Below are 14,526 nucleotides of genomic sequence, written 5' to 3'. Positions count from 1 at the left end.
TTAAACTGCCATTACTTAATGCTCCTCCTTTTCGGTCATTACTCCGTAATTTTAGATGGTTGTAATATTCTTAGATGATTTGATTGTCTAATTGGGTGATATTGTTAATGTTTTGTTGTTCTAAAAAGTAAAATAGTTCTCGTATATGATTGGGTAAATTGTAAACTGTGCTTTCTGCATAACCCAAGATATCAAGCCATTCTTTAAAAGAGGCTTCTAGATATTGATAACTTTCGTTTTTTAAGAGTAATTTTCGCATCGCGCTTATATCTTTTGAAGGAACACAGGAACAGTTAGTCTAATTGGCTGTTTTTGTTTTGTTTAACCGTTCCGTTTTAGATTTGGAACGCTTTGGAATACTGGAACGGTTGCGGGTCGCAACGGACGATTTGATAGTATTCAGACAGTCATCTAAAACCGTTTGTATTTGTGATTCTAGTTCTTTGTATTCCTTTTCATTAGTGATCTCGTACTGATTGGTCTGCTTTTCTTTACGCTTTACTTTTTTAATCAAATAACTATCTTCTAATTGTTTATGATATCGCCATTGTGTGGTTTTGGGCAATCGTAATTGCTTACGGATTTCTAATGCCGTAAACAGTTTTTTCTTTTTGGTTTGTAAGTAAGATTTAAGATTTTCCAAGTAATTTCTACAACTCCCTGTTAACTCGTCACTTTTACGTAGTAAAACTTCTTTTAAAAGCATATTTGCATTTTCAATATCCTCTAATGTGGTTTCTATATAAATTTCTCCTGTGTCCTTGTCTGTTTGTTGCTCTCTTTGGTATTGATAGTAGAAGGTAACTGCTTCTATAAATTGTAAATAATGGTTATTGGTTCTTCTAGGTTTAAATACGGATTGTGGAAGGTTGAGTTTATTAGCAAAAGGGTTTCGTATCGTTATTGGTTTTAAAACCCTTTGTGTATTCTGTAAAAATTCTTGTATTTCTTTTTGTTCGTAAGTATTGATCTCACCAGCAGATAATTGACGTTGATACCCCATTATTTTTTCATCCTGTATGTTGCTTTCATCAAGGTAGATTAAAAAACTACGATTGGCATTATCTTCATAAATATGTTCTTTGGTGGTACAACCTGCAACACAAACAGGACCTTCTACGACTAGGTATTTTGTTTGCGTTTCGCCTTTATGATTTTTACTGGCAATGGTTTTTACGATTCTCTTTTTAGTTTATAGTTCTCGTAACGGGTAGAGTGCATTTTCTGCGCCGTCTAAATCTTCGATTAAGATGACTTTGTGTTTGAGTTCTTGTTTGCCAAAATAATAAAAAGCATTTTCTGATAGCGTAGTAATGCTTACCCGTTCTTCTTCTGGTATGAGTTCACCAACCTTTTCTTGTAAATGGGTCTTTCCTGTTCCTGAACTTCCTAAACTTACAACGTGTAAGGGTTGTTCTCTTTTTCTTGATGTAAAAATTAGATACATTAATAATCGGTTGGTTTCTTCTCCGATTACACCACTTTTACCGATTAAATCATTGGTTTTTTGTAGTAAATCTTTGGATTTTAGGAAGGTTTCCGCTTCTTCGATTTCTACTAGATTGAGTTTCTTAAATTTTAGTTTTAGGTTTTCTTCTTTGCTTTTGATTTCCTGTAACCTATATTTTTCTAGTTCTTCGGTGAGTTCTGCAAAACATCCTGCTAGTACACTAGTACCGATTTCTAATCGCTCTGCACATTTTCTTATAAACTTCTCTAATTGCGTATCGTTGTATAAATCTAAGTTGTGTCTTACAGGTGGGCGGCTACTTTCTTGTAACTGTACTTTTAGGGTAGTACGCATTCTGTCTAACCCTTCTAGTTTGATACCACCTAAAACCGTAAGTTGTAGGATGTCGTTTGTGTAAGTTAATTGATCTGTATTATCGGTTTGCTATTGCATAAGAATATTTTTTGCCTACATATCTGTAGCAAAACTATAATATCTTAATGAACCAAATAAACAAAACGCAATTTTATACTACACATTTTGTTTCTATATTTGTGCTTTAATATAAAATACTGTATTAAAACATACATTTATGACTTTTGGTGAGCGTTTAGGTTTGGTACGTAAAAGAAAAAAATTATCACAGGCTGATATTGGCAAACTTATCAATATCAATGGCGATGCGTACGGTAGATATGAACGTAACGAAGTAAAACCAACCATCGAGATGGCTACCAAAATTGCCAATGCTTTAAAAGTATCGTTGGATTATTTAGTAGGTAGTACTGATTTAGAACTCGATACAGAACTCCTTAAAAGAATAGAACACGTCTCTAAGCTATCTCAAAAAGAAAAAGAACATATTTATATTACCATAGATGCCCTTATTCGTGATTTTAATGCTAAAAAAGCGTATGCTTCTTAAAAGCAAAACCACAACCTATCAATAAAATAGATCGTGGTTGTTTTACTATTTTTACCGTTACCTGCCAAGCTTTGACGGCACGAGCCAAAAGCATCGCGCTAGCCGTTACTTAGTTTTGCTCGCGCCCAATGTCATTAAGTTAAGGGTTTATTTGTTTGATTTTAAAATACTTATAGATGTGAAAACTCATTTTTTTTGTACATTACTGTATTAATCAATTTTTATTACCTTGAAAAAAAACTGCTGTTTTTATTTTCGAGAAGGTCAAAACAGAGCTACTGAGCGAATCGTTAAAAAATGAATTTAGAGTTTCAAAAACATGCTTTACAAGGATTCGAAAACAACAGTTTTCTTATATCTTGTTGTTTATGATGAACCTTTTAAGAAAAAGCTTATCGTTGGAGATTGAAAATTTCTGGAGTTTTCTAAAATTTAGTCCATCAAAGAAGTTTACCAAAAGTGCCTTTGTTCAAGCCCGAATGAAGATTAAACCAGAGGTATTCAAACATCTTTCTCAAACTTTGGTAAGCGAATTTTATACAGATAACGATGTAGCTATTAAGAAATGGAAGGGTTTTAGGTTGCTAGCTGTCGATGGTTCTAGAATTACCCTACCTATCACAGAGGAATTGAAGGGCTTATACGGGGAGACCAAAAACCAGTCAACAACCAGTATTGTCCAAGCCAGATGTTCGATGCTTTATGATATGGAAAACAACTATGCTTTGGATGGTAGATTAGCTCCTTTAAAACAAGGCGAGAGGGAATTAGCTTTGTCCCATCTATCGTTTTGTCAAAAAGGGGATTTGCTAATTTATGACAGGGGCTATCCTTCCTACGATTTTATACATCAGCATGTTACCCGGGATTTAGATTACTTAATGCGGGTCAAAGTTAGTTTTAGTCAGTTAACGATCGATTTTGAGAAAAGTAAAAAGAGATCGGAAATTGTCGAGATTTTCCCAGGTAAGAATACTAAGCTATCCGATAAAACCTACCGAAAAGATACTCCTATAAAATTGCGGCTTATTCAAGTAGAGCTTTCTAAGGGACAAGTTGAAATTTTGATGACTTCTTTACTAAATGCTAAAGCATATCCCAATACAATCTTCAAAGAACTCTACAGAAAAAGATGGGGTGTTGAAACATTTTATGATGAGTTAAAAAATAAATTGAAAGTAGAGCATTTTTCAGGATATTCTAATCAAAGTATCCTTCAGGATTTTTATACCGCTTTGTTCATTAGTAATATCCAAACTTTGATCGTTGGCGAGATAGAAGATGAAATTACCATACAAAACCAAGAAAGAAAGTATAACTATAAAATTAATACTAACTTATCATATGGACTATTAAAAAATAGAATATTAGAAATCTTTTTATCCGAAAACTCTATGCAAAATACAGTAGAGCAAATCAAAAAACTATTCCTTGAGCATCAAATACCCATAAGACCCAATAGGTCTTTTAAACGAACTTCAGGAAAATATCGATCCAGGATTAAACCTAAAGTCCCTAAAAATCAAAAAGATGTATTATAATAAATACCTTAACTTAATGACATTGTGCTCGCGCCAGCAGAGGTTGCTATTAAAATTTTTTTACGCTAATATCTAATCAAAAAAAGAAGAATATCTGTATGTTTTATAAAGAAAAAACTTATCAGAAGTATCCTTCTTATAGTGATATAAAACTAACTCACCTATTCTCTTAAACAAAGAATCACCAACTTCAACATTATCTTCTTTTTTAACTTTGTAAAGACTTAGTATTACAGGTTCTCCTCTAGTAAAATGAACTTTGACATCCCCTTTCCCCCCATAAATAGAAACATTCTCAATAATTCCATTCATGCTATCATTTAGAGCTAAATTCTTGCTTCTTTTAATTAAAAAGAAAATCCCAACAAAAAAGACAATAAATACCAATATTTTTAAATACTTCTTATTCATAAGTAGCGTTAAAATTTGTATCAATTATTAAATTTTTACTAGGCTCTACAGGATTATTAATGTATAGATTTCCATTATTATGAAATAGCATTGTATTGTGCCTAACTCCAGCTTTAATATTAGCCCCCGTAAGAGGACTCGCTTCTGCTCCACCTGAAACACCTCCATAAATACTAACCCAAGTTGGTTGAAGTTTATCATTTAAACTTGCATCAGCACCTGCAAAAGCTCCTAACCCTAAAGCTAGACCGCCTTCAACAAAGGTTGAGTAACCACCTAAATCTCTTACATTAATTTGATCAACTGATCCATTATAAAACTTTTTAGAGAGAAAAGCTGAAGCTGTAACTTCGCCCCCATCTCCAACAGTAATGGCTGGACCAATGGTTACATTAGGCTTAAAACTTGCATCTTTACCTCTTAAAATCCAAGTAAATTCGGCATTGACATCGGCACCTAAGAATATATTAGCAGCATATCCACCACCAAAAGAGATAGCATCCCCTGTAATTCCCCTAGTTATATCATTATTCCATAAATCACTAAAAGAAAAAGGCCTTTCAAGTACTCCTAAATTAACAGTATTTAATTGTGTTTGGGCTGTAGATGCAATTGAAACTAAAGTTCCCTGGTTTATACAAGATACACAGCCCCCATCCGGATCAATATTAACTACAGGATTATTTCCCATTCCTAAATAAGGAGAAGAAAACTCCCCGTAAGGATCCGTAGTCAACCATCGCCCTATACGACTATCCCATAATCTAAGCTCAAACGCTTCTTTCCTGGTTTCTGGATCAACTTCCTGACCTTGGTACCCGTACCTGTAGGGTTCTCCTATGGTTTTCCTATTAGGCATGGGCATCCCAAAGGGATAGTAGTCTGTAGCACTATTTAATCCTATGGCTTCGCCATAGGCTGTTCTACCCACTACAGCACGTACATTACCCAAATGATCGGTTAGCTGATATAAATTCGTACCGTCACTTATACGTACGCCTAATCTACTTGCGCCGTAGATCGTATTTTCGATCAACTGGCCATTTCTATAAATTGCCAAAGCGCTGCCTGCTGCATCTCGTACATAATGTTCGGTATATATTAAGCTACCATTGGTAGGATTATATCTTTCCTTTTTTACCCGATACCCTTTATCGTTGTAAAAGAACTTCACCAGGGGTTGATTATCCTTTTGTACTTCGGTCACCAATCCACTGGCATTATAAAGATAATGAATATTTTCTTCATGGTTTTTTATCAATTGTCCTATTTGGTTATACTCATAATTATCGCCGTTTTGATCACCTATATCCTTTGCGCCTGGTACATCACCAGCAGCATCATCTACTCGTAGTAATTGATTGGGTTTATCTGTCTTGTAAACATACGATAGTTGATCCATGGCATTGCTACCACTTTCGGTATGTTTATTACGAAACAAGGATTGGATATTACCATTGGCATCATAGGTTAGATTACTCACCTTATAATCACCATTGCTATTTGCTAAAAAACTTCCTGCGTTTACATCATGTATGGGTCCCGTCTGAGAGATTTTTGCCGATACTGTACTCCCTGATTTTGCATGAAAACCGGGCTTTAATGTAATCGCCTGGTTGGCAAAATAATTTTTAGTGCTTCCCGAGTTTGTAATATCGGTAGTAGTAATGTAATCTTGTGGTGCATTTCCTAACTGTTCTTCTGTAATTACAGGCAAGCTAGTATAGTCTCCCGTAAACTGTCCGTACTCGGCTTTTTGCAACCAGTTGTTTCTGTTGTACTGATATTGATAGGTATGCTCTTTACCGGCTACTGGATTGTAGCTAGAGTTCCAGCGTATTCCTTTTATGTTTCCGTTATATTGATTTGTCCCGTAACTGGCGCTTTTAATATTACGCAAGGGGCGGTTATAGTCATGTTCGTGATAATCAATGATCATCCCAAACAGGTCGTCTGTATCTCCGCTAGGATCATTTTGACCTTTTAAACTTGGGTGGTTGATACTTTTTAGGGCTCCTTGTAGATTATATACATAATCAATCCCTTGCAAATTTTTTGCCAGATTAATACGCTTTAGCGCTCCTGTCTGGTAATACTCGTACTGCGCATGTTCTATGTATTTTGTATCATCAGTAGATGTCTCTACTTTGATTAAACTGTAATCTGCCTGGTCATAAGTATAACGATGTATAAATTGATCAGGTTTATCTTTTTGGTAAATTACTTTATCTATCAGACCAGATATAGCATTATATTCATAATCAATAGTTTTAACACCTAAACCTGCTATATTTTGAACTATCCATTGTACCCTGCCATAAATGTCATAACTGTACCATGTTGTTGTATTGCTGTTACTAGTTTTTGAAACATTACCGGCTACAAAAGATTGTGTAGTATAATTGTTGCTACGATTGTCTGTTCCAAATGCGGCTTTAAGACCCGATAAATCAGGAAGATCATATGTAGTTTGATACACTTCTTGTAAGCTAACATCTGGGTTTTGTTGGAGCAGTTGTGCAATCTGCAAACTTTCATCAAATAAAGCGATTGCCAAAGGGTCGTTTGCGTCTATACCATCGCGATCGTAAAGGAAGGCATTAAGTAATTCTGGTGTTAAATCGGGGTATACTATGATGCCACTCGCTACTGGTCTGGCACGATTATCATAATCTGTAAACGATATTTTTTTATCGATTAATTGCTGACTGTTTATCGATAATCTAATTTGCCCGTCTTTTCTATAATGAAACCAAGCGTTTCCTTCATCTGGGCTAGTGGTAGTTTCTAATTGCCCTAACGAATTGTACTGAAAAGTACTTTCAAGATGATTTAGGGGTTGCTTACTGCGCAATAACCGTCCGGCTTTGTCGTAGTAATTCAAACTGTAGTCATAATAGTTTTCTGGATATTTAATGTAAATAGGTTGGATTTCAGGATTGTATCGATCTCTAGGGGTATTACTTAACACGACAATTCTATAAAATCCAGGATTAAGACTACTTATACTTGCATTCACCACTTTTTCGGTAATTAGATTATAAATACGCAATTGATTTGAAGCAGTCCCAAGTTTTTCGATTCCTTTGGTTCCTTTTGGGATATGAATATCAACAAATTCTTGTAAACCGATTTCAACGGTTGCATATCGTACGACTGCATCACCACTGCGCGCTGAAGCCAAGGTTTTTCCATCTGTATCGGTAAATATTACGTTTTCTACCCCGTGTACATCGCGAGTTACGGTTTTGATCACTTTGTACCCGTTATATTTAGCTTCACCAAAAGCTACATTTTTTGACAATTCTTGCCCTGCCGGCATAGAGAAGGAATAGCCATTTTTCCATTGGTTATTAATTTTATTGCCTCCTATTGTTTTAAGCACTGCCCCAGGATTAAGATCACTATAGATAGTTCTGCTATATGGGCGTTGGGTAACGTCTTGATAGGGTTCTTGTGTATTAGCCGCGCTATAGTACCAACCTAAGGTATTTTCTTGATTTCCGACAATTGTTGGATCTTCTGGGTTGTTTTCGAAATCTGCAACAGAAAATGTATTTCCATCATTTTTTCTGATAAAATTAGACCTATAGAAAAAATCTAATGGGATATCTCTGTTTGTTGGAGCACTTAGTGTTCGTAAAGCCTGTCTGCCCTGGCTGTCATAAAGTGTTGATGATGCCCAGGTTTCGCCAGTTTTGAAATCTTTTGTTTGTACCTGTACAAGCTTTCCTAAATTGTCAAAGTAAGATTTACTTTGTGCTATAATTTTTCCGGTAATATCGTATCCTATAATTTTTACTGTATTTTTTGACTCTTCTAAAGTATGATTTGGCGGGGGAGGTGGAGGGCATCCATCTTCTTCACCATACAATCCAGGACATCTGTCATTATTATTTGATACATACTTTTTTCCGTCATTAGGAGGTTGGCAATAACTTACAGAACTTACGACAGGAGCACCTTCTCCTAGACCATCATCATCGGTATCTACATACCAAACTGAGTTCTGCCAGTTATTACGATTATTATCGTCGCAATCTTGTGCATTGTTTACATAATTACCTGAAGGTTCTCCGCAAGACATAACAGCAGTAGAACCGTATGCACCTTTACCGTCTCCATCTGAATCAATATAATATCTTTCTTCAAAAATCAAATTCTCATCATTATCATTACAATCACCACTTCTTCCAACATATCCTACAGGTTGGATACAACTAGTTTCCGTTACCGTATATGATCCATAGGTATCACCGTCCTTATCTCTATACCATGTTTTCGGTCCACGAATATTTCTATTATTATCATTACAATCTCCTCCTCTAATTACTCCGGGAAGAGGTTTATTTTTACAAACGTACATGCTTATTCGAGCTCCGCCAATACCATCATTATCAAGATCATAATATCGATTATCTACCCAAATTTGATCATTGAAAGAACAGTCTAATGCATCATCTTCGCTTTGGGCATAAGCTTGAGAAATAGCATTTAAAACGAAACAAAATATTAAAAACTTTTTCATTATATTTTCTTTTTTAATGTAGTAATCAATTAATTCATTTAATATTGTTCTCCACAATTCAGGCAACCATCCACTCCACCGTCACCATTTGAGTTGCAAATACGTTTATAAAAACCTCTACGTGATTTTACTCCACCTATTACATTGTCTCTAACTTCTAGCATAAAAGGAACACCTTTATCATCACACAATTCATCTACTAAATAAATAGTTCCTTGATTGGACCAAGAACCAAATGTTAAATGGCTATATCCTGTTTCTCCTTCTTGACCTTTTGCCCAGCGAAAAGAGAAATTTCCACTACCTCCATATGTAGTTACTGTTATTTTTCCAGTAGGTCCTGAAGTGGGAACTGCTACACCAATACTAAACGATATTTCATTTTCTTCTGAGCCTCCGCCTAAATCTCCACAAATAGGGTTGCTATATCTATATATACTATGATCGATTAATTTTAATCCTCCGGCAATATTCGTCGCATCAACAACTTCATTATAGGTTTTCTTTAATTTCCCATTGTTATCATATTCATAGTGCGTTGCCAGATTATTGGATCCCAAAATATCAGATAGCTCATCCCATTTATTGTAAATATAACTTGTCATTGAAGATTCGATGGGATGTAGTCTAAAATCGTCTGCATATATGGTATTAGCAGATGCAGTAATGTAAATCGTTTCATCTCCCGCAGATAGCTCTTCATAATGATTTAATTGAGTCCAATTTCCGGCAGATACTTTTTCACCATTAAAAGGTTTTGTCTCACCATTAATATGAATTCTTGCATCATTAACATTAGCTGTATTAACCCATATCGAAATTTTATATTGACCTGCACGGTGTTGATCATTAGCCTTCATTGAAATTTTGAAACCTTCATTTCCTGGACCTAGAGCTAATGAAAATTTACCTGTATGAGCAATTACGTTACTTTGGAAGTTTGCCCCTTGGATTTCATTTCCTATATAATTTCCATTTTTATACTCTGCACTAGAGTAGAACATTTCGGTATACCCTGCGTTCGCTACTATGGCTATTTTAGAATCTTTATCTGTCATTTTAGTAGCTACCTTGTTGTTGTTCATATCTATAGTTTCTAATGGCATCGAATAATGGTCATAAAGGCTAATTGTTGACGTATTGATCCATTTGGGATTGGTTTGAGTTCCGTTGATTTGCCAATTAAAACTGTCAAAATCACCAGTATATTCTGAATATGCTCCATCCGTATCTACATCACTTTTCCAGGTATAGGTTTTATGCTTACGCCAGATTCTTGCATTTTCTGTAGGAGCTAATTCTGTTGACCCATCTGTTTTTCGGTAAGTCCAGTTGTTATTCCATGTAGTAATATTTGTATTAATAGCTTTCCAAGTGTTATTTACTTTGATTTGTGTTAATATTGCTGCATTTTGTATTAACATATTTTTATTATTTATATCATCAACTTTGGAACTCAAGGCACTATATTTTGTGTATGCAGGTATCACGATAGATTTTATCTGAGTTTGTTGGTCACTTAAATGTGTGGAGGTTTCTAATGTTGCTCCAGAAACTTCGTCATATCGATCGAAGCTCGTAGTTCTAACCTGATTTTTAGCTGTAGTTGTTTTACTTTTAAGGGCAGGTAAATAATTTACTCTTGTTGACGAGCCTACTAACCATTTGTCAATAAAAACATCTTCGTTATAATCAATTTCTTTATAGGTTTGAAATGATTGCTGATCGATTCCTTGATTGTTAGGTCTGTTTTCTCTGCCAAAGTATTCATTTTTGATTTTCGAAATTAATTGACCTTTTTTGTTAAATATTTCGAGTTTAAGTAGTTGTCCAACAGCACTTAAATTATCATGTATAATAGTATTTCTAATACCTACATTTTTATTTGCTTTATTATTATAAAATGTTTTCTCAAAAGTTTCAATTTCAAAAAATTCCCCAAATTTAATTTTTCCTTCTTCTTTTTCTTTGAAAACATTAAAGGTGTATACAGATTTTCCTTGATCGACTCCTTTTGCATCTGTACTTGTAACAGTTACTTTTTCATACATAACCTTAGGAGCGGGTAATTCTGCTGCATAAGGAATTGCTAAATTTTTGTCATTGGGTATATAAGATAAAGCACCAGATGACCTATATTGTGAGTGATAAGGGTCTTGATGGTATCCATTTTGCTGGTAATGATATTTTGTTTTGTACTCACTTGCACCATCAGTCACCGTAAGTTCTTTTACCCGAATATCTCCTTCTTTTTGATCAAATATATGCTTGTTTCCAACTAATTTAAAAATTAAAGAATATCCATTATTAGTCGAAGCATTTTCTTCACGCCAAACTAAGTCATATCGAGGTTTTTTTTCATTTTTACCATAATTACGGATTCCTAAAAAGTTAATAGCTCCTGCTTCTGTAGCCGAAACTGGATTCACGTCGGTTCTAAAGTCCTCTGTTCTATATGGACTAGAAGCAGAAACTTCGATAATCATATAATTTTGATCAGTATTGAGCTCTGTGATAACTGCTTGTTCTTCTTCAATATCTACCGTGAACCTAGCATATCCTCGACCTCTATAATTACGCACTCCTGAAAACCACATATCCATAAAAAATGATTTAGTGATATCGAAATGATCTTCAAAGCGTATATCAGCTGCTAATGGATCCAAGGGATCCTGCTCAATTTTTATTCTTATTTTACGTTTAGGAGCAATATTTGGAGTACTGCCTGAAGATGGAACATCTAGAAATGTAAATTGTAATTGGCTAGAAAATAATCTACCTGTTTGAAAGGCAGGCTTGTGAAAATCATCAGATTCATACACCATACTTATTTTGCTTCCTTCAGGAGTTTTAATAGATTTTAAAGACCAGTCCCAAGGTTTGGTATTTGAATAACCCCAATCATTCTTATTATCTAAATTGAAAGAAGTTTCGTTAAAATAATCAAACAGATAGGGAGGTACACATCCTTTATTTTGCTTACCTTTAAATGTTACTCTGTTTAAGGTTAACCTTCCATTTAATAACGTATTAGGTGTGTTTTGAACTAGCGAAGTTTCAGAATTTCTGTATCCGAAATCAATTACTTTGATTGCTTTATCAAAAATTTCACTTGATATGTCATTTTTGTCAAATACATTAGACCACAAATTGTAATCATAGTTTTTTGCGGTGCTATTGGGATAAGGAAATTTTATAGAAATGGTTCCACGACTACCATTTCCTTTATTTAATGTATGAGCATCTTCATTTTTAAGAAGAATAATCTGATCTAATTTTAAAGAGCGCTGCGATGGTATTTTGAACCTTTCTGTAAATGCACTTCCTGCATCGTTCCAGTTTACAGAATTATATTTCCATTCATATCCTGTTCCATCAAATCGTTGGGATTTACTAAATATTGCAGTATGAGTCCTGGTTTTCACTTGATCCAGATAGTATATATCTTTGAAACCTTCTATTCTAGTTTTAACGTTTTCATCATTATTAGATTCTATATAATCCTTTCCGTATGGCATTTTCCAACCGTAAGCTTCAGACCACTTACCATAATCAAATTCCACCCAATACCCATAGTCACTTTCGTCAACTTTTCTATTTCCGTTCGTATCGAAATAATCTGGCCCTGTAATGGCGGTTAATAGCCAATGGGTAGCATAAGGATTGTCTTGTATTTTTTCAAAATATGCATCTTTTTCTTCTTTATTCTCGACCGTTCCTATAATTCGTGTTACCGATGTATTATTATACACTGGAATAGAATAGTGATATTTTTTACCGTCTGGAGCGGTGACTGTAAAAGCAGCAATTGCATTGTTAGATGGTTTTAATATATTATGATTATTTCCAGGTGGGATAAACCCTCTTAGGTATAACGATTCATCATTTGGATTGCTTAGCTCACCATGGGTAAAGTATTCAATATAATTAGCAGTTTTTCTTCTTGGCAGAGCATCTGGATTTGAAGTTTCGTAATAGTCTAAAATGTTCAAATTATCAACCTTCGTATTAAAGGTCGCTATTTGTGTTGCTAAATATGAACTAAATTCATTTTCGAAATAGAACTCTGGTCTACTGTTAAATATAAATGTTGTTGACGCCGTTGGTTGAGTTTTTCCATTAATATTAAATGAAGAGGTAAACAAAGAATTCTTTTTTGAAAGACTAAACAAATTTGCATTTTCATAATGTTTCAACGACAAGTTACCGGATATACCTTGTGCTTGAACATTATAATTATCTACATTTGGGAATATAACATTATTCTTATCTACAGAAGTGTAATTTTCATTGTTTAAGGGAAATTCGTTTACATCCATAGAAGCTTCAACAGTTTCTGAAATCCTACAACGACATCTATCACATTGATTTTCTATATCTAATCTTTGTTTTATTTGCTCGGCTTCATTAAATGTTCTAGCTGTCTCTGAGGCCAATAATCTAGCCCCAAATTTACCAAAGACATTTTTTTTACATTCTATTTTATAGATTGAAGAAATTGTTTTATTGAAATTTAAAGGTCCAGTAATTAAGTTTTGTTCTGCCTTGTTTAAAAACCATGTTATTTTTTGTTTACCAAATGATCCAAAGAATACTCCATACGGCGTTGGTACAATTACAGGAATATTATATCCAGATTGTTTAATGTTATAATCACCTTGATCAATACTATTATCAAAATTAAGTTGTAGTCCTACTCCGCCTCCGCCAACAACGTTACCATTATCACGACTTATACTTGTCGCCGTAATTCCAACTCCATTTTCACTAAAACTAAAATTTAGTCCCATACTATCATTTTTATTTAAAGGAGCTGATATTCCTACACCGTAAGTTCCATTCGTATTAGCACTTACAGACATACCCACACCGTTTGAAGCAAATCCAGTATTTACTCCTAAATTTCCTGAGGTACTTGCATTTATTCCAAATGACAATCCTCCAGCGAATTGATAACCTATACCGCCTGATGCGCCATCAGTTCCTACAGAAATATTGCTACCAAACGGTTGTCCAGGAGGGCCAAATCCCAAATTTATGCTACCTCCTAAAGCCCTGTTTGTACCCCAAGAAAAACCTAGACCAACTGATAATCCTGATTCTAAGGATCCATAACCAACAGAAAGATTATAGTATGATGCAGATCCTCCTCTATCATAGAAGAATTCATGAAATTTTTCGAGATAAAAATCATCTGCAAATCCATTCACAGACCTGTTAATTGCCCCAGGATTTAAATTCCATCCCAACCCGACCCAAGAGGCTTCCTGATCCATTGCAATACCAGCGTGATAAGCCAACGCTAGAGGATATCCGCCTTCGGGAGAAGGGACATTAAGTAGAGGTAGTACATACGAGAAATCCCCAGTTAATAAATTAACCATATCGGTTGCATCTACCGGTTCGAACGAAGCAGCTTCTGGTGCATTAGGACCATTGTTATTGGCCCAAAGCTGATTGTAAGGAATGAGTGTTTGTAAAAAAGTTAGCATAAAAAATATGGCAATTATGCGATGTGATGGTTTGGTTTTTGTTTTCATAAAACGTATTTGTTGTTATATATGCTTTGACAGCACTTCGAAAAGCTTAGTGTGACAAATCAGCGTTATAATGTTCTGACTATGATCGTATTCAGTTACACCCTCATCCTAGCCTTCTCCCTCAAGGGAGA

The 14,526-nt window shown here is 34.7% G+C and carries 8 protein-coding genes; 2 read left to right on the top strand and 6 right to left on the bottom strand.

Annotated elements, in window-relative coordinates:
• Positions 1–70 precede the first annotated feature (70 nt).
• The 3 genes from J8281_RS13925 to J8281_RS13915 all read right to left on the bottom strand — a co-directional run bounded on the left by J8281_RS13925 (position 71) and on the right by J8281_RS13915 (position 1,804).
• Positions 71–259, bottom strand: coding sequence for a hypothetical protein (locus tag J8281_RS13925; protein WP_210198250.1), 189 nt, complete (start codon positions 257–259; stop codon positions 71–73).
• A 39-nt stretch (positions 260–298) separates the two neighbouring features.
• Positions 299–1,003, bottom strand: a complete 705-nt coding sequence (locus J8281_RS13920; protein ID WP_210198249.1) for a hypothetical protein — start codon at positions 1,001–1,003, stop codon at positions 299–301.
• A gap of 189 nt (positions 1,004–1,192) precedes the next feature.
• Positions 1,193–1,804 carry a hypothetical protein gene (locus J8281_RS13915; protein WP_210198248.1) on the bottom strand — a complete coding sequence of 204 codons (612 nt, stop codon included), beginning with the start codon at positions 1,802–1,804 and terminating at the stop codon, positions 1,193–1,195.
• Between the two features lie 238 nt (positions 1,805–2,042).
• On the opposite strand from J8281_RS13915, the gene J8281_RS13910 reads away from it, so the two are divergent.
• Both J8281_RS13910 and J8281_RS13905 read left to right on the top strand, forming a co-directional pair.
• Positions 2,043–2,375, top strand: a complete 333-nt coding sequence (locus J8281_RS13910) for a helix-turn-helix domain-containing protein (protein ID WP_210198247.1) — start codon at positions 2,043–2,045, stop codon at positions 2,373–2,375.
• Between the two features lie 251 nt (positions 2,376–2,626).
• Complete coding sequence (locus tag J8281_RS13905; RefSeq protein ID WP_210198338.1) at positions 2,627–3,916, top strand: IS4 family transposase; 1,290 nt, start codon at positions 2,627–2,629, stop codon at positions 3,914–3,916.
• Positions 3,917–3,988: 72 nt separating this feature from the next.
• On the opposite strand, the gene J8281_RS13900 is transcribed toward J8281_RS13905, so the two are convergent.
• Genes J8281_RS13900 through J8281_RS13890 form a run of 3 tightly spaced genes read right to left on the bottom strand, consistent with a single transcriptional unit; the run spans position 3,989 to position 14,395 of the window.
• Entirely contained in the window at positions 3,989–4,327 is a 339-nt protein-coding gene (locus J8281_RS13900) for a hypothetical protein (RefSeq protein WP_210198246.1), read from the bottom strand.
• On the bottom strand, positions 4,320–8,855 hold the full coding sequence (locus tag J8281_RS13895; protein WP_210198245.1) for an RHS repeat domain-containing protein: 4,536 nt from the start codon (positions 8,853–8,855) through the stop codon (positions 4,320–4,322). Before J8281_RS13895 ends, J8281_RS13900 begins: the two co-directional genes overlap by 8 nt.
• Positions 8,856–8,893: 38 nt before the next feature.
• Entirely contained in the window at positions 8,894–14,395 is a 5,502-nt protein-coding gene (locus J8281_RS13890) for a hypothetical protein (protein WP_210198244.1), read from the bottom strand.
• Between the last annotated feature and the right edge of the window lie 131 nt (positions 14,396–14,526).

The organism is Aquimarina sp. U1-2 (assembly GCF_017897595.1).
In the GTDB taxonomy this organism is placed as follows: Bacteria; Bacteroidota; Bacteroidia; order Flavobacteriales; family Flavobacteriaceae; genus Aquimarina.
The sequence above is the reverse complement of the archived record's forward strand: the minus strand, read 5'-3'. Positions and strand labels throughout refer to the sequence as shown.